The sequence below is a fragment of the Hyphomicrobiales bacterium genome (assembly GCA_030688605.1).
In the GTDB taxonomy this organism is placed as follows: domain Bacteria; phylum Pseudomonadota; class Alphaproteobacteria; order Rhizobiales; family NORP267; genus JAUYJB01.
Window position 1 is genome coordinate 1 of the sequence record JAUYJB010000079.1, and the last position, 16,806, is coordinate 16,806.

Genomic DNA, 16,806 nt, shown 5'->3' on the forward strand with positions numbered 1-16,806 from the left:
CTAGAGCGGTTCATGGTTATAGGGGATCGATTCGATGGGCCAAATCGGTTCATCCGGGCAGGCGTGGGCCGCGACGCGCGATACGGGATATCGGGCGAGCGCGGCAAGGAACCCGGTGGGCCGATTTGGCCCACCGAAGGCCGGGTTCTTTTGCGCCGTGGCGGTGTTGCGGCTGTTGGCCGATGCACCGCATCGCCCGGCGAGCCGCGCCTGGCCACGGCGCAAAATCATCCCGGTCAAATGGTTCCCTCTAACCATGAACCGCTCTAGACACTTGGCGCGCTGGCCGGAAGTCTTCTAAAACACGTGGGTCTGGTGCCCCATTTCGCGGCAGTCGACCGAGGCGAGGATCGATCATGGCCGACGAGAGCATGCATGCCGAACACCTGCCCGAGCGCGAATCGATGGAGTTCGACGTCGTCATCGTCGGCGCCGGCCCGGCGGGCCTGTCGGCCGCCATCCGGCTCAAGCAGCTTGCCGCGGAAGCCGGTAGCGACGTTTCCGTCACCGTGCTGGAGAAAGGCTCGGAGGTCGGCGCCCATATCCTGTCGGGCGCGGTCATCGATCCGATCGGGCTCAACCGGCTGATGCCCGACTGGAAGGAGCAAGGTGCGCCGCTCACCACCCCGGTCAGCCAGGACCGCTTCTACTATCTCACCCAATCCGGCAGCCTGCGGCTGCCCAATTTCACCATGCCGCCGTTCCTCAACAATCACGGCTGCTATGTGATCAGCCTCGGCAACCTGACGCGCTGGCTCGCCGCCAAGGCGGAAGAGATGGGGGTCGAGATCTATCCCGGTTTCGCCGCCACCGAGATCCTCCGCAACACCGCGGGCGCGGCGGTGGGGGTCGCCACCGGCGACATGGGGCTAGACCGCGACGGCAAGCCCAAGGACGGTTTCATGCGCGGCATGGAGTTGCACAGCAAGTATCTGCTCATCGGCGAGGGCGCGCGCGGCTCGCTCGCCAGCGAGCTGATCGCCCAATTCGGCCTCGACCGGGGCCGCGAGCCGCAGAAATACGGCATCGGGCTGAAGGAGCTGTGGGAAATCGACCCGGCCAGACACAAGCCGGGCCTCGTGCAGCACAGTTTCGGCTGGCCGCTCGACAACCGCACCGGCGGCGGCTCGTTTGTCTATCATTTCGACGACAATCTGGTCTCGGTCGGCTTCGTGCTGCACTTGAGCTACGCGAACCCCTACATCTCCCCATTCGATGAGTTTCAGCGCTTCAAGACCCATCCGGCGGTCCGCGACACCTTCGAAGGCGGCAAGCGCATCGCCTACGGGGCGCGGGCCATCTCCGAGGGCGGCTGGCAGTCGGTGCCCAAGCTGTGCTTTCCCGGCGGCGCGCTGATCGGCTGTTCGGCCGGCTTCATGAACGTGCCGCGCATCAAGGGCAGTCACAACGCCATGCTGTCGGGAATATTCGCCGCCGAGGACACCTTCGCGGCGCTGCAGGCCGGCCGCGCCCATGACGAGCTTTCAGGCTACGATTCCGTCTGGCGGACGAGCGCCATCGGCCGGGACCTGAAAAAGGTGCGCAACGCCAAGCCGCTGTGGTCCAGATACGGCACGCTCGCCGGCATCGCCCTTGGCGGTTTCGACATGTGGTGCAACGTTCTGGGCATCAGCCCGTTCGGCACGCTGAAGCACGGCAAGCCGGACCATGCCTGTCTGAAACCGGCCAAGGAGTTCAAGCCGATCGACTATCCGCGCCCCGACGGGAAGCTGACCTTCGACCGCCTGTCCTCGGTCTATCTGTCGAACACCAACCACGAGGAGGACCAGCCGGTCCATCTCAAGGTTGCCGACCTGACGCTGCAGCGACAAAGCGAGCACGATGTCTTCGCCGGCCCCTCGGAGCGCTATTGCCCCGCCGGCGTCTATGAATGGATCGAGGAAGTCGGCGAACCGCGGTTCCAGATCAATGCCCAGAACTGCGTTCACTGCAAGACCTGCGACATCAAGGATCCGAACCAGAACATCGTCTGGACGGCTCCCGAGGGCGGCGGCGGACCCAATTACCCGAACATGTAATCGCCTGAATTCACAGATCGGTCATTGCCGGCGCACTCGATCCTTGCAGGCGAAGCACAAAACCGCCATTCTGAGTCTCAACACTGCTCAAGGAAGGATCGGTTCTTGTACGAAGGTTCCTTTCGCGCGCCTCGCATCCGCGCCGGCGGAGCGGCGGGCTTTGTCGTTGCCGCCTGCCTGGCGCTGGCGACGCCGTTCTCGCCGGTTGCGGCGGAACGGGACGACCATTTTAATCTGTATGGCGACTATCTCGCCGGAAACTTCGCGCACAAGAGGCACGATAATGAGGCCGCGGCCGAGTTTTTCCGCGAGGCCATGCGCCGGGACCCCGAGAATGTATCGATCCTTGAGCGCGCCTTCGTGCTGGAGCTGACTACCGCCAATATGAAGACCGCGGCGGAACTCGCCGCGCGGCTGATCAAGGTCGACACGGAGCATCACCTTGCCCACCTGACGCTCGGCGTCGCCGCCCTTCGCGCGCGCCAATATGCGACCGCGCGCCGGCATTTTGAAGATGATGGAGGCAAAGGCCCGATCGCCGAGCTGACGACCACCTTGATGACCAGCTGGGCCCATCAGGGAGGCGGCGATCTCAAGGCGGCGCTGAGGACCTTGAAGGGGCTCGAAGGCGGCGAGTGGCTGAACATCTATCGCGCCTTCAACGCGGCGCTGATGTCCGAAATATCCGGCGACGAGATAGCGGCCGGCGCCTTCTATGCCGAGGTCTACCGTCTCGATGGCTCGGTACTGCGCATTACTGAGTCCTACGCCCGCTTCCTCGCCCGCACCGGCAAGTTGGACGAGGCGCTCAAGGTGCTTGCCGCCTACGATAAGCTATCCAAGGACCACCCGAACGTCACCGCCCTTCGCTCGGAGATCGAGTCGGGCCGCATGCCAAGTCCCATCGCCGGCGATACCGCGGCGGGCGGTGCCGAGTCGCTTTATGAAATCGGCGCGCTGCTCGCCCGCGAGGGCGGCGAGGATCATGCCGCCGCCTATCTGCAATTGGCGCTGCATCTGAACCCGGACGCGGTGATGGCCCTGCTGACGCTCGCCGACGTCTACGAGCGGCAGAAAAGCTATGAAATGGCGGCGGAAACCTATGCCCGTGTGCCGACATCCTCGCCGCTTCACCGCTCCGCCCAGATCCAGCGCGCGCACAATCTCGACGCGCTGGGGCAGGTGGAGGAGGCGAAGGCGGTTCTTGACGATCTGATCAAGACCGAGCCCGACGACGTCAGCGCGATCCGCGCGCTGGGCGACATTCTGCGCGGCCACGAGCAGTTCGCCGAGGCCGCCGAGATGTACACCAAAGCGATCGATCTGCTGCACCCGATCGGCGAAAAGGACTGGTCGCTGCTCTACTATCGCGGCATCTCCTACGAGCGCACCAAGAGGTGGCCCAAGGCCGAGATCGATTTCAAGCACGCGCTCGAGCTGACGCCGGAGCAGCCCTTCGTCTTGAACTATCTCGGCTATTCGTGGGTGGACCAGGGCCGCAACCTGCGGCAGGCCATGCAAATGATCCGCAAGGCGGTCGAGCTCAGGTCGGAGGACGGCTATATCGTCGACAGCCTCGGCTGGGCCCATTATCGCCTCGGCGAGTTCCAGGAGGCGGTGCGGGAGCTGGAGCGGGCCATCGAGCTGAAGCCGGAAGACCCGGTGATCAACGACCATCTCGGCGACGCCTATTGGCGCACCGGCCGCCTGCTCGAGGCGCGGTTTCAATGGAGCCATGCGCGCGACATGAAGCCGGAGCCGGACGATCTGATCAAGATCGAGGAGAAATTGAAGAAGGGCCTGCCGCCGCAGGAAAATGACCTCGTGGTGGCGGAGGCGGGCGGCGATCGCTTGAACGATGCCGCCGCGACGCCGGCGACGAAGCCGCAGGCGGCAGAGCCCGAGCCCGAGCCGGCGGAAGACATGGCGCAGATGAGTCCGGATCAGCAGGCAACGCCGCCGCTCGAGCCACAGCCCGAAGCGCAGGTCGCTCCGCCGCCCGCTGCCGCCGAATCCGAACCGATGGTGCGGCAACACACCGTCGTGCGGGGCGAGACGCTGTGGTCGATCGCCAAGAACTATTATGGGGGCGGCGCGAAATATGGGCGCATTTTCGACGCCAACCGCGGCGTGATCCGCCACCGGAACGCCATCTTTCCCGGCCAGGTCCTTACCATCCCGGAAGCGGAATGAGCGATTGCCGTTGGGCAAATCTGCCGACGACGTGGACGAGCCTCTGACAGAACGCGCGCGGGCGAAGCTGAACCTCGCATTGCACGTCCTCGCCCGCCGCAGCGACGGCTATCACCGCATCGACACGGTCGTGGTCTTTGCCGAGATCGCGGACGGGCTGGCGGCGCGCCCGGCGCCGGCCCTGATGCTGGAATTGGACGGGCCGTTCGCTTCGGCGGCGCCGGCGGGCGAGGCCAATCTCGTTCTGCGTGCGGCGCGCATGCTTCAGGCCGAGAAACGGACCAGCGGCGGCGCTCACCTGGCGCTGACGAAAAACCTTGCCGTCGAGGCCGGCATCGGCGGCGGCTCGGCGGACGCCGCCGCCGCCCTGCGCTTGTTGGACCGAATGTGGGGCTGCGATCTGGGCATTGCCGGGCTTGCCCGAATTGGCGCCCGTCTCGGCGCGGACGTTCCGATGTGCCTTTATTCTCGCTCCTTGCGGGCCGGCGGCGTCGGCGAGGATATCGCTCCGCTTGCCGGCCTGCCGCGATTCGACCTCGTCCTCGTCAACCCCGGCGGGAGACTTTCAACGGCGGACATATTCGCCGCCCTGCCGGACCGCGAGGGCGGCGGCATCGGGGAGGTTCCGCGCAGGTTCAAGGACGTTGCCGATCTTGCCGCCTTTCTGGGGTCGCTGCGCAACGATCTGCAGGCCACGGCCTGCGCCCGCGTGCCGGAAATCGCGGCGATTGTGCGGGAGCTCGCCGCCCGGCCCGGTTGCCTGATGGCGCGCATGTCGGGCTCGGGGCCGACCGTCTTCGGCATCTTCGCCACCGCCGCCGACGCCTCGCGCGCGGCCGGCGAGATGAAAGCGCGCCATTCCGATTGGTGGGTCGCGGCGACCCGCGCCGCGTGACGGTCCCGCCCCTAGAACGAATACCGTTCGAACCGAATCGGATTTCGCTCTTATCCCTTTGCGCTCTTATCCCTTTGATTGAGCGTGTTCTTTTCGCAAAACCGGTTCCCACTCTTGCGGAACCGCTCTAGCTCACGCGGCTGATGCAGAAATCGACCGATTCGAGCAGCGCCGCCTTGTGCGCGCTTTCCGGGAAGATCGCCAGCGCGTCGCGCGCCATGGCGCCGTAGTGACCCGCCCGCTCGACGGTATCCTTGATCGCTCCGTGGCGGCGCATGATGGCGATGGCCTGTTCCAGATCGCCGTTCTTGAGCGCGCCCTCCTGCAGGGTGCGGCGCCAGAAGGCGCGCTCGGTTTCGTTGCCGCGCCGGTAGCTGAGCACCACCGGCAGGGTGATCTTGCCCTCGCGAAAATCGTCGCCGAGCGCCTTGCCGAGTTTGCCTTCCTCGCCCGAATAGTCGAGCGCGTCATCGATGAGCTGGAAGGCGATGCCGAGATTGCTGCCGAAGGAGCGCAGCGCGGCCTCCTCGTCCGGCCCGCGACCGGCGACGATGGCGCCGATCTCGGTCGCCGCCGCAAACAGCGCCGCCGTCTTGGCGCGGATCACCGACAGATACTCGTCCTCGGTCGTGGACACGTTCTTGGCCGCCGCGAGCTGCCACACCTCGCCCTCGGCGATGACCGCGGCCGCGTTCGACAGAACGGCGAGCGCGGCAAGCGAGCCGACCTCGACCATCATCTTGAAGGCCTGGCCGAGCAGGAAGTCGCCGACCAGCACGCTTGCCTCGTTGCCCCAGACGAGGCGGGCGGCGGCCTTGCCGCGGCGCATGCTGCTTTCATCGACCACGTCGTCGTGCAACAGCGTTGCCGTGTGCATGAATTCGACGCTGGCGGCGAGCGTCACATGGGCCTCGCCCCGATAACCGAACATCTGCGCGGTGGCGATGGTCAGCATCGGCCGGATGCGCTTGCCGCCGGAGGAGATTAGATGGCCGGCAAGCTCGGGAATGAGTTTTACGTCGGAACCGGTGCGCTTGAGGATGAGCGCGTTGACCCGCGACATGTCCGCGCTCACAAGCTGTACGAGCGGCTCGAGGCTGGCGCTGGGCTGGCCCTTCTTGCCAAGGGATATGACGACTCCCACAAAATCCTCCCGGAACCGGCACTGTCGCGGCAACATTTAGGTGCCCGGGCGAAGGCCGGTCAAGGGGCGACGTTGGCGCAGGGGCGAGAGTTTGACTAGCATGGAGGTTCATTCTGCCGCACGGGAGCCCATCGGAATGCGCGAGCTGATCAGGACAAACGACCCGGTTCTCCTGTCCTTCGTGGAAGACCTGCTGCGCGAGGCGGGCATCGAGCCGATGGTTCTCGACCGCAACATGAGCGTCATGGAAGGCTCGATCGGCATCTTGCCGCGCCGCGTCCTGGTGGCCGACGAGGCGTGGTCGCGGGCGCGCCGCCTGTTGCAGACTTCCGGGGTCGAACTCGATGAGTGAAGCCGGCCTTTCGGGCGGTGCCGCGGATGTGACCGACGACAGGTTCCTCGGCGGGCGGCTCAAGCTGCTGCAGCCGAAGGCCGGCTATCGCGCCGGCATCGACGCGGTGATGCTCGCCGCCGCGGTGCCGGCCAAGCCGGCCGACCGGGTCTTCGAGGCCGGCATCGGCTTTGCCGCCGCCGCGCTCTGCCTGGCGGCCCGGGTGCCGGGCGTCACGGTCACCGGCATCGAGATCGACGAGACGGCCGCGGCGCTCGCGGTCGAAAACGCCCGCCGCAACGGCTTCGCCGACCGCATCCGCGTGATCCGCGCCGACGTGGCTGCGCCCGGCAAGGCCCTGCGGCAGGCGGGCCTCTCGCCGGCAAGCTTCGATCACGCCTATGCCAACCCGCCGTTCCATGACGCGGCGCGCGTGCGCGCGCCCGGCAATCGGGCCCGCGCCCGCGCCCAGCTCCACGGTCCGGACGAGATGGACGCCTGGGCCCGCATCCTGGTCTCGGCGGTGAAGCCGGGCGGCACGGTCAGCCTGATCCTGCCGGCGGCAAGCATCGGCGAGGTCTTTGCCCTGTTCGCGCGCCGCCTCGGAGCGATCACCGTCTTTCCGCTGCATCCGCGCGCCGGCGTGGCCGCGAGCCGCATCATCGTCCAGGGCATCAGGGGCTCTCGGGCGGCGCCTCGGCTGCTTCCCGGCCTGGTGCTGCATGAAGACAATGGCGGCTTCACCGACAAGGCCGAGGCGGTGCTGCGCCGCGGCGCCGGCCTGCCGCTCGGCGAAGAATCGGGTGGGGATGGGGAGTTGTCAGCCCCGGCCGCCGCGCCTAAGTATCGGCCATGACGGTAGCGGAAAACCGACCAGAGGCTGCGTCCGCCAAGAAGCAATCGCCCCGGCTCGCGCCGCGGCGCTGGTTCAGGCGTGCCCCCGTGGTCGCCGTGATGCGAATGACCGGGGTCATCGGCATGTCGACGCCGCTGCGCCCCGGGCTGACGCTGGCGCGTGCGGCCGGGCCGTTGCAGAGGGCCTTTTCGCTCAAGCATGCCAAGGCGGTGGCCATCGCCGTCAACTCGCCGGGCGGCACGCCGGTGCAGTCCCGGCTGATCTACCAGCGCATTCGTGCGCTGGCCGAGGAAAAGGAGCTGCCGGTCTATGTCTTCTGCGAGGACGTAGCGGCGTCGGGCGGTTACATGCTGGCGCTTGCCGGCGACGAGATCTATGCCGACCCCAGCTCCATCGTCGGCTCGATCGGGGTTCTTTCCGCCGGCTTCGGCTTCGACAAGGCGATCGAGAGGCTCGGCGTCGACCGGCGCGTCTACACGGCGGGAAAGAACAAGCTCGCCCTCGACCCGTTTCAACCGGAAAAGCCGGACGACATCAAGCGGCTGAAGGCCATCCAGACCGACGTTCACGAGGTCTTCAAGGAGATGGTCCGCGCGCGCCGCGGGGCGAAGCTGAAGGGCAATGAAGAGATGCTCTTCAACGGCGAATTCTGGTCGGGGCAGACCGCGGTCGACCTCGGCCTCGTCGATGCGCTCGGCGACATGCGCGCGGTGATGCGGGAGAAATTCGGGGAAGAGGTGAAGTTGAAGCTTATCTCCACGGAGCGCGGCTGGCTGCGCCGCCGGCTTGGGGCAACCGAGCTTGCCGCGCCCGACGCTACGCCGCTGGCGGTATCCGCTGGCTGGGCCGACGAGCTTCTCAGCACCCTTGAGGCGCGCGCCCTGTGGGGCCGCTACGGTCTCTAGAGCGAATTCCGTTCGAACTGAATCGGATTTCGCTCTTATCCCTTCGATTGAGCATGTTCTTTTCGCAAGACCGGTTCCCACTTTTGCGGAACATGCTCGAGCAGGCTGTTGAAAAACGGCGATTAAGCCACCGCAAACATCTCTCCCCACAGGGGCGAGGGAACGCTCACATCGGCTTCCTTCGCACCTTTTCAACAGCCTGCCAGGCAATTCCCTGTTCGCAAATTGAAAGGGCCGGGGCGCTACCGCCCCGGCCCCTGTTCCTGATACGTCCGGTCTATTGCACGTAATCGATGCTCGGATCGTTCCAATTGCGGTGCTTGAAGCAGCGCACGTCGCGATGAAAGGTCATTCCGCGGACCTTGTAGCGGTGCACGTGGCAAAAGCCCGAAGTCGCCCGGTAGGCACGTGAATCCCCGTAATAGGGCGCCGACAGGATGGCGGCACCGAGAAAGCCGAGACCGAGGCCGATGATGAAGCTGTCGTCGTGGTGCTGCCGCTTGCGGTACGTATAGTAACGCGGCGCGTATTGGCGGCGCGGCGCGTAATAGCGGCGCGGAGCCTGATAGTGGCGCGACCCACGATAGCTGTACGACCGCGACGGTTTATTGACATTCCTGAACCGATTGACGCTCCTGAAATCGGGGATGCCGTAATGCGAGGAGCCACCGGACCAGCCGCGAGGCTGCCACCTGTCGCTGCGCGCGCTGGCGGGGACGGCCATGCTGCTCACCACGAGCATGACCGATAACAGCGCGGCAAGAAGGAGGCGTAGGGGGTTCGTTTTCATCTCTGTCTCCTTAAGCTTTGATTCAGCATGACACGTTGCGACACGTCATGCCACCTCAACGGAGATAACCTCCGCTTGTGCCCCCGGAGATGTCGTTCTTGGCCGCTTATCGCGCGGCTCTCGCCATTGTCGGACCTGAGGCTGCGGGTCGCCGGCCGGCGCAAGGGCCGCTAGCGCAGCGGAACACCGGCCGTGCCACCGCGCTCCAAGCAGTCGATGCGCCGGATGGTGCGGCCGTCCTCACCCTGCAGGCGGGTCTCGCGGCAGGACGTGTGGAGCTGCGGATCGCCGTAGCCCGGCGTGAGGTAATAGTCGCCATGGTGGCGGAAATCCGACGGGTGCCCGTAGTTATCCGTACCGATATGGAGATCCGGCGCGGCGGCGTAGAACTCGAACCGGAAGGAATCCATGATGCCGGCAGCCGAAGCCTGCCCGGGGCCGAAAATTGCGCCGCCGGCGGCAATGACGGCAATGAAAAGTCTCTTCATGGTTCAAATCCCCAGGTCCACCCAATGACGTAGGCCATGTTAGCGGTTTTTTCAACGCGGCGATACGGCTTTGCAGTTCAAAAGCGCGCGACCGGTGCACCCGGCTTGACCGGTTCCTCGCGCTCGCCTAGTTTTCGCCGCGCCGCAAGACGGTTGCGGCGAGCAAAGGTCATATGCCCCGACAGCCGACATCGTCCCATCTTGCGCCTCAGCGCTCGTTCCAGGGGCTGATCCTGGACTTGCAGCGATACTGGGCCGACTATGGCTGCGTACTGCTACAGCCCTATGACATGGAAGTCGGGGCCGGCACCTTCCACCCGGCGACGACCCTGCGCGCGCTGGGCCCGCGGCCCTGGAACGCGGCCCATGTGCAGCCCTCGCGCCGGCCCAAGGACGGCCGCTACGGCGAGAACCCCAACCGGCTGCAGCACTATTACCAATTCCAGGTCATCCTCAAGCCGTCGCCGCCGGACTTCCAGGAGCTCTATCTGGACAGCCTTAAAGCCATCGGCATCGATCCCAAGAACCATGACATCCGCTTCGTCGAAGACGATTGGGAAAGCCCGACTCTGGGCGCCTGGGGGCTCGGCTGGGAGGTGTGGTGCGACGGCATGGAGGTTACCCAGTTCACCTATTTCCAGCAGGTCTGCGGGCGCGACTGCGCGCCCGTTTCCGGCGAGCTGACCTACGGCCTGGAGCGGCTTGCCATGTATGTCCAGGGCGTCGACCGCGTCTTCGACCTCAATTTCAACGGCGGTAAGGGCGCCGAAAAGGTCACTTACGGCGACATCTTCCTGCAGGCCGAACAGGAATATTCCCGCTACAATTTCGAGCATGCCGACACCGAGATCCTGGTTGCCCACTTCCAGGACGCGGAGAAGGAGTGCAGGGCGCTGCTGAAGGCGGGCGACACCGACGCGCAGCATGAAATGGCGCTGCCGGCCTACGACCAGTGCATCAAGGCGAGCCACGTCTTCAATCTGCTCGACGCGCGCGGGGTCATCTCGGTGACCGAGCGCCAAAGCTATATCTTGCGCGTGCGCGAGCTTGCCAAAGCCTGCGGCGAGGCGTGGGTCCGCACCGAGGCGGGCGGCGCGGCGGCGTGACCGGGCTCAGCGCAGCCCGAGATAGCCGAAAATGTCGAACTTGCGGTTGACGCCGACGCGGACGATGTCGATGTCGGAAAAGTCCGCTTCGACCGGGATCGCGACCGTATAGGTCGCATCGCCGAGATCGGCGTGAAGATACTCGACCTTGGCCGACCACAGGTCGGAAAGCGCGACCTCGAGGCCGCCTCCCGCCGCCCATCCAGCGCGCGTCTTCGAGGTCCGGAACCCGCCGGTGACCTGTCCCGCCTTTACGCCGCCGAGGGCGACGCCGCCGGTCACGTAGGGCAGGAACCGGTCCATCGCCCAGCCGAGCCGCACCCGATAGGTGGACAGCCAGTTCACCTCGCTGTAGCAGACGCCGGGGCACGCGACCGTGGTCGATCCTTCGAGATCGCTGAGCGAGGTATCGCCTTCGAGCCCGAACACGAGATTGCCCGACTGCCAGTTATAGCCGGTGGTATAGCCGCCGATGGCGCCGTCGATGTCGAAGTCGCCGGTGGTCGCGCCGGCCGTGTCGGTGTGGCGGCTGTCGCCGAAGCCGCCGCCGATCTGGAGCCCGAAATAGCTGCCGCTCCAGTCATGGGCGGCCTGGGCGATGTCTTCGTACATGGAAGCGTCGGCCGCCAGCGCGGTGCTGCTTGTGGCGCTCGCCACCACGGCGGCAAGAAGTAATTGTTTCATGGTTCAGCCCCCGCACCCCCGGCTTGCACAACAGACCAATCCGATCGCGCGCCGTCAAGATCGATCTAGCCGTTGCCGGCTTTACGAATGGTTTACGGGACGTTATTCGGCGGCAGCGTTGCCAAATTGTGACAACCGGACGGCGCCGCGCCTGGTCCCCGTCAACCGCGCACTGGACATTGGTCCCCCGCCGCGATAGGCCATCCGCGTTCATCCCCATGGCTGCCGATGCCCGACCTCCTGCTTGAACTTTTTTCGGAAGAGATTCCGGCCCGCATGCAAGAACGCGCGGGCGAGGATCTGAAGCGGCTGGTCACCGGCGCGCTCGTCGATGCGGGACTGACCTACGAGGGCGCCCGCGCCTTCGCCACGCCGCGCCGGCTGGCGCTTTCCGTCACCGGCCTTCCCGCCCGCCAGCCGGACACGCGCGAGGAGCGCAAGGGGCCCCGCGTCGGCGCGCCGGACAAGGCGACCGAGGGCTTCGTCAAGGCGGCGGGCCTCCAATCCATCGACCAGGCGAAAATCGTCACCGACGACAGGCGCGGCGACTTCTATCTGGCGGTGATCAAGAAGCCCGGCCGAGCGGCGGAGAAGGTCATCGCCGCGTTCATGCCCGAGGTGATCGGCAATTTCCCGTGGCCGAAATCGATGCGCTGGGGCAGCCCGCCCAGCCCGGAATCCGTAGTCGTAGGGGGTAAGAAGGTTGTAGTCGGTGCAGAAACAGTGGTGATTCGTCCGCCGTGGCTGCGCTGGGTGAGGCCGCTGCATTCGATCCTCTGCACCTTCGGCCCGGAGACGGAGGAGACTGCGGTGGTCCGTTTTTCCGTCGACGGCCTTAAGAGCGGCAACGTCACCCATGGCCACCGCTTCATGGCCCCCGGCGCCATTTCCGTGCGCCGCTACGACGATTATGCGGCCAAGCTCGAAAAGGCCTTCGTCGTGCTCGATGCGGAGCGGCGCAAGGACATGATCCTGCACGACGCCAAGGACCTGGCGCTCGCCCAGGGGCTGGCGCTGGTCGAGGACGAAGCGCTGCTTTCCGAGAATGCCGGCCTCGTCGAGTGGCCGGCGGTGCTGATGGGCACGTTCGACAAGGCGTTTCTCGACCTGCCGCCGGAGGTCCTCGCCACCGCCATGAAGCACCACCAGAAGTGCTTCTCGCTCAAGCATGCGTCCACCGGCAAGCTCGCCAACCGCTTCATCCTGGTCTCCAATCTCAAGGCCAAGGACCGCGGCAAGGCGATTGTCGCCGGCAACGAGCGGGTCATCGCCGCAAGGCTCGCCGACGCCCGTTTTTTCTGGGACCAGGATCTGAAGGTGCCGCTCGCCGCCCGGGTCGAGAAGCTGAAGGAGATCGTCTTTCACGAAAAGCTCGGCACCCAATACGAGCGCGTCGAGCGCATCGAGTGCCTGGCCGGCGAACTTGCCCCCAAGGTCGGCGCCGACGCCAAACAGGCGGTGAGGGCGGCAAGGCTGTGCAAGGCGGATCTGGTGACCGAGATGGTCGGCGAGTTCCCCGAGCTGCAGGGGCTGATCGGCAAATATTACGCGCTGGCCCAGGGCGAAAACGCCGCCGTCGCCCGCGCCATCGAAGAGCATTACCGCCCGCAGGGACCGACCGACGCGGTGCCCAGCAATCCGGTATCGGTCGCCGTGGCGCTCGCCGACAAGCTCGACATGCTCGCCTGCTTCTGGGCCATCGGCGAGACGCCGACCGGCTCCAAGGACCCTTACGCGCTGCGCCGCGCGGCGCTGGGGGCGATCCGGATCATCCTCGCCAACGATTTGCGCATCAGGCTGTTTTCCGCGATGGCCAAGCCCTTCGGCCGGGCGGTGCGCTCGATGGAGCGCTATTCGGTGATCGAAAAGCTCGCCGCCGCGGAAAGCCTCACCGCGCACGGATATTCCGATAAGGATGTCAGCGAGATCGAGCAGACGGTCATCAAGGATGCCCGTTCCTTGCCCAAGAACGCGGACGCCTTCATCTCCATCTATCGCGCCAAGGCGATCGACCTCATCTCCTTCTTCGCCGACCGGCTGAAGGTGCATCTGCGCGAGCAGGGCGCGCGACACGATTTGATCGACGCCGTCTTCTCGCTTGGCGGCCAGGACGATCTGTTGATGATCGTCAAGCGCGTCGAGGCGCTGGGCCGGTTCCTCGACAGCGACGACGGCGCCCATCTCATGACCGGCGTCAAGCGCGCCACCAACATCTTGCGCATCGAGGAGAAGAAGGACGGCCGCGCCTATGACCGCGCGCCGGACTTCAAGCTGATCGAGAAACAGGGGCTGCCCGAGGAGCGGGTGCTGTTCCACGTCATCGAGGCGGCCGAGGGCCATGTCGACGATCACGTGGCGCGCGAGGATTTCGAGACGGCCATGAAGGCGCTGGCCGAGCTGAGGCCCGCCGTCGATGCCTTTTTCGACCATGTCACCGTCAATGTCGAGGACCGCAAGCTGCGCGAGAACCGGCTCAACCTGCTCAACCGCCTGCGCGAGGCGACGCTCAAGGTCGCCGACTTCTCCAGAATCGAAGGGTGAGAAAATCCCGCCGGAGGACTTTCTGCCGCGTCACATGGCTGCTTGGAATCGGTTTCCGAATCCGACTAGATACGAAAACATTAGGTGTTGACGGCACGGCGCTGGTGCCGCCCAGGCAAAAAGAGGCAAACATGACCAAGTGGGTCTATTGGTTCGGCGACGGCTCGGCCGAGGGTGAGGCCGGCATGAAGGCGCTGCTCGGCGGCAAGGGGGCAAACCTCGCCGAGATGGCCAATCTCGGACTGCCGGTGCCGCCGGGCTTCACCATTACGACCGAGGTCTGCACCCATTACTTCGCCAATGGCAGCAGCTATCCGGACGACCTTGCGGGCCAGGTCGAAAGCGCCCTGCGGAAGGTCGCCGCGACCGTCGGCGCCGGCTTCGGCGACAAGAACAACCCGCTTCTGGTCTCGGTGCGCTCCGGCGGCCGCGCCTCGATGCCGGGGATGATGGACACGGTCCTCAATCTCGGCCTCAACGACGAAACCGTGGAGGCGCTCGCCGCCCGCGCCGGCAACAAGCGCTTCGCCTACGATTCCTATCGGCGGTTCATCCAGATGTACGCCAATGTCGTGCTCGGCGTGCCGCACGACCATTTCGAGGAAATCCTCGGCGGCTACAAGGACGAGCGCGGGCTTACCCTCGACACCGAGCTTGCCGCCGAGGACTGGGAGGACATCCTTTCCCGCTTCAAGGAGCGCGTCGCCGAAGACCTCGACCGCCCGTTCCCTCAGGATGTGAACGAGCAGCTCTGGGGCGCCATCGGCGCCGTCTTTTCTTCGTGGATGAACCAGCGCGCCGTCACCTATCGCCGCCTGCACAAAATCCCGGAAAGCTGGGGCACCGCCGTCAATGTCCAGTCCATGGTGTTCGGCAATCTGGGCGAGACGTCCGCGACCGGGGTCGCCTTCACCCGCAACCCGTCGACCGGCGACAAGGAGCTGTTCGGCGAATTCCTGGTCAATGCGCAAGGCGAGGACGTGGTCGCCGGCATCCGCACCCCACAGGAGATCACCGAGAAATCGCGCATCGCGTCGGCCTCCGACAAGCCGTCGCTGGAGAGCCTCATGCCAGGCGTCTTCGCCGAGCTCACCGACTTCTACACGCGGCTCGAGGCCCATTATCGCGACATGCAGGACCTGGAGTTCACGGTCCAGGAGGGCAAGCTGTGGATGTTGCAGACGCGCTCGGGCAAGCGCACCACAAAGGCGGCTCTGAGGGTCGCCGTCGACATGGCGGAGGAGGGGCTGATCACGCATGAGGAGGCGGTGGCGCGCGTCTCGCCGGAGGGGCTCGACCAGCTCCTGCACCCGACGATTGACCCCGAAGCGGAACGCGAGGTGATCGCCAGCGGCCTTCCCGCCTCTCCCGGTGCCGCCGTCGGCGAGATCGTCTTCGACCCCGACGAGGCCGAAACCCTCAAGGCGCAGGGGCGCAGCGTCATCCTGGTGCGCGTCGAGACGAGCCCGGAGGATATCCACGGCATGCATGCGGCCGCCGGCATCCTGACCACCCGCGGCGGCATGACCAGCCATGCCGCCGTCGTCGCCCGCGGCATGGGCCGGCCCTGCGTGTCGGGCGCCGGCACGATTCGCATCGACTATAAGGCAGGCACCATGACGGCCGGCGGCGCGACCTTCAAGAAGGGCGATGTCATTACCATCGACGGCTCGACCGGCCAGATTCTCAAGGGCGAGGTGCCGATGCGCCAGCCGGAGCTGTCCGGCGATTTCGGCACGCTGATGGGATGGGCGGACGACATCCGCACCCTCGGCGTGCGCGCCAACGCCGATACGCCGGCCGACGCCCAGGCTGCCCGCGAGTTCGGCGCCGAAGGCATCGGGCTTTGCCGCACCGAGCACATGTTCTTCGACGAGGAGCGCATCCTCGCCGTGCGCGAGATGATCCTGGCGAGCAACCTTGAAGGGCGCGAGCGGGCGCTTGCCAAGCTGTTGCCGATGCAGCGCGCCGACTTCACCGAGCTGTTCAAGATCATGCGCGGCCTGCCGGTGACCATCCGCCTGCTCGACCCGCCGCTGCACGAATTCCTGCCCCACGGCGAGGAGGAGATCGCCGAGGTCGGCGCCATCATGGGGGTCAAGCCGGAGCTGATCGCGGACCGGGTCAGGGAGCTCAGCGAGTTCAATCCCATGCTCGGCCACCGCGGCTGCCGGCTGGCGATCACCTATCCGGAGATCACCGAGATGCAGGCCCGCGCCATCCTCGAGGCCGCCGCCGACGCCGCCGCGGAGACCGGGACCGCGGTCGAGCCGGAGATCATGATTCCGCTGATCGCGACCCGCGCCGAGTTCGATTTTCTTGCCGAGCGCATCCGCGCCGTCGCCGCCCTGGTGGCGGACGAGAAAGGAGTGAAGCCGAACTACACGATCGGCACGATGATAGAACTACCTCGCGCGTGCCTGCGCGCCGAGGAGATCGCCGAATCGGCCGAGTTCTTCTCCTTCGGCACCAACGATCTGACCCAGACCTGCCTGGGCATCTCGCGCGACGACGCCGGCAGCTTCCTCACCGAATATGTCGCCAAGGGGCTGCTGCCCGCCGACCCGTTCGTCTCCATCGACGAGGGCGGCGTCGGCGAGCTGGTCAATATCGGCGTGGCCCGCGGCAGGAAGGCGCGCCCGGACATCAAGCTCGGCATCTGCGGCGAGCATGGCGGTGACCCGGCCTCGGTCGACTTCTGCCACCGCGCGGGGCTCACCTACGTGTCCTGCTCGCCCTACCGGGTGCCGATCGCCCGCCTTGCCGCCGCCCAGGCGGCGATCCGCGCCAGGGAAGGCAAGGAGCAGCCCTCGACGGATTGACGATGCGACGGG

The 16,806-nt window shown here is 66.0% G+C and carries 14 protein-coding genes; 9 read left to right on the top strand and 5 right to left on the bottom strand.

Annotated features, from left to right (window positions below):
- Nucleotides 1-231 (bottom strand): hypothetical protein, encoded by a 231-nt coding sequence (locus Q8P46_09245; GenBank protein MDP2620346.1) that lies wholly within the window; start codon nucleotides 229-231, stop codon nucleotides 1-3.
- 140 nt (nucleotides 232-371) lie between these two features.
- On the opposite strand from Q8P46_09245, the gene Q8P46_09250 reads away from it, so the two are divergent.
- The 3 genes from Q8P46_09250 to Q8P46_09260 all read left to right on the top strand — a co-directional run bounded on the left by Q8P46_09250 (nucleotide 372) and on the right by Q8P46_09260 (nucleotide 5,127).
- The gene (locus tag Q8P46_09250; protein ID MDP2620347.1) at nucleotides 372-2,039 is read left to right on the top strand and encodes an electron transfer flavoprotein-ubiquinone oxidoreductase; all 1,668 of its coding nucleotides are present in this window, start codon (nucleotides 372-374) and stop codon (nucleotides 2,037-2,039) included.
- 105 nt (nucleotides 2,040-2,144) lie between these two features.
- Nucleotides 2,145-4,232 (top strand): tetratricopeptide repeat protein, encoded by a 2,088-nt coding sequence (locus Q8P46_09255; GenBank protein ID MDP2620348.1) that lies wholly within the window; start codon nucleotides 2,145-2,147, stop codon nucleotides 4,230-4,232.
- 10 nt (nucleotides 4,233-4,242) lie between these two features.
- On the top strand, nucleotides 4,243-5,127 hold the full coding sequence (locus tag Q8P46_09260; protein ID MDP2620349.1) for a 4-(cytidine 5'-diphospho)-2-C-methyl-D-erythritol kinase: 885 nt from the start codon (nucleotides 4,243-4,245) through the stop codon (nucleotides 5,125-5,127).
- 127 nt (nucleotides 5,128-5,254) lie between these two features.
- Here the strand turns inward: Q8P46_09260 and Q8P46_09265 are convergent, their stop codons facing one another.
- Nucleotides 5,255-6,271, bottom strand: coding sequence for a polyprenyl synthetase family protein (locus Q8P46_09265; GenBank protein ID MDP2620350.1), 1,017 nt, complete (start codon nucleotides 6,269-6,271; stop codon nucleotides 5,255-5,257).
- Nucleotides 6,272-6,407: 136 nt separating this feature from the next.
- Between Q8P46_09265 and Q8P46_09270 the strand changes: the two genes are divergently transcribed.
- The 3 genes from Q8P46_09270 to Q8P46_09280 are packed head-to-tail and all read left to right on the top strand — an operon-like array spanning nucleotide 6,408 to nucleotide 8,363.
- Nucleotides 6,408-6,623, top strand: a complete 216-nt coding sequence (locus Q8P46_09270) for a DUF2007 domain-containing protein (GenBank protein ID MDP2620351.1) — start codon at nucleotides 6,408-6,410, stop codon at nucleotides 6,621-6,623.
- Entirely contained in the window at nucleotides 6,616-7,458 is an 843-nt protein-coding gene (locus tag Q8P46_09275) for a methyltransferase (GenBank protein ID MDP2620352.1), read from the top strand. Before Q8P46_09270 ends, Q8P46_09275 begins: the two co-directional genes overlap by 8 nt.
- A complete protein-coding gene (locus Q8P46_09280) occupies nucleotides 7,455-8,363 on the top strand; it encodes a S49 family peptidase (protein ID MDP2620353.1) in 909 nt (302 codons plus the stop codon). Before Q8P46_09275 ends, Q8P46_09280 begins: the two co-directional genes overlap by 4 nt.
- 277 nt (nucleotides 8,364-8,640) lie before the next feature.
- Here the strand turns inward: Q8P46_09280 and Q8P46_09285 are convergent, their stop codons facing one another.
- Complete coding sequence (locus Q8P46_09285) at nucleotides 8,641-9,153, bottom strand: hypothetical protein (GenBank protein MDP2620354.1); 513 nt, start codon at nucleotides 9,151-9,153, stop codon at nucleotides 8,641-8,643.
- Between the two features lie 170 nt (nucleotides 9,154-9,323).
- Nucleotides 9,324-9,641, bottom strand: coding sequence for a hypothetical protein (locus tag Q8P46_09290; GenBank protein MDP2620355.1), 318 nt, complete (start codon nucleotides 9,639-9,641; stop codon nucleotides 9,324-9,326).
- A gap of 173 nt (nucleotides 9,642-9,814) precedes the next feature.
- Here Q8P46_09290 and Q8P46_09295 point away from each other — a divergent pair, with 173 nt between their 5' ends.
- On the top strand, nucleotides 9,815-10,747 hold the full coding sequence (locus Q8P46_09295) for a glycine--tRNA ligase subunit alpha (GenBank protein MDP2620356.1): 933 nt from the start codon (nucleotides 9,815-9,817) through the stop codon (nucleotides 10,745-10,747).
- Nucleotides 10,748-10,753: 6 nt separating this feature from the next.
- Here Q8P46_09295 and Q8P46_09300 read toward each other — a convergent pair whose 3' ends face one another.
- The gene (locus Q8P46_09300; protein MDP2620357.1) at nucleotides 10,754-11,431 is read right to left on the bottom strand and encodes a porin family protein; all 678 of its coding nucleotides are present in this window, start codon (nucleotides 11,429-11,431) and stop codon (nucleotides 10,754-10,756) included.
- A 228-nt stretch (nucleotides 11,432-11,659) separates the two neighbouring features.
- Between Q8P46_09300 and glyS the strand changes: the two genes are divergently transcribed.
- Both glyS and ppdK read left to right on the top strand, forming a co-directional pair.
- Nucleotides 11,660-13,972 carry a glycine--tRNA ligase subunit beta gene (gene glyS / locus Q8P46_09305; protein MDP2620358.1) on the top strand — a complete coding sequence of 771 codons (2,313 nt, stop codon included), beginning with the start codon at nucleotides 11,660-11,662 and terminating at the stop codon, nucleotides 13,970-13,972.
- Between the two features lie 131 nt (nucleotides 13,973-14,103).
- Nucleotides 14,104-16,794: a pyruvate, phosphate dikinase gene (gene ppdK / locus Q8P46_09310; protein MDP2620359.1), complete on the top strand. Its 2,691-nt coding sequence runs from the start codon at nucleotides 14,104-14,106 to the stop codon at nucleotides 16,792-16,794.
- Nucleotides 16,795-16,806: the final 12 nt, after the last annotated feature.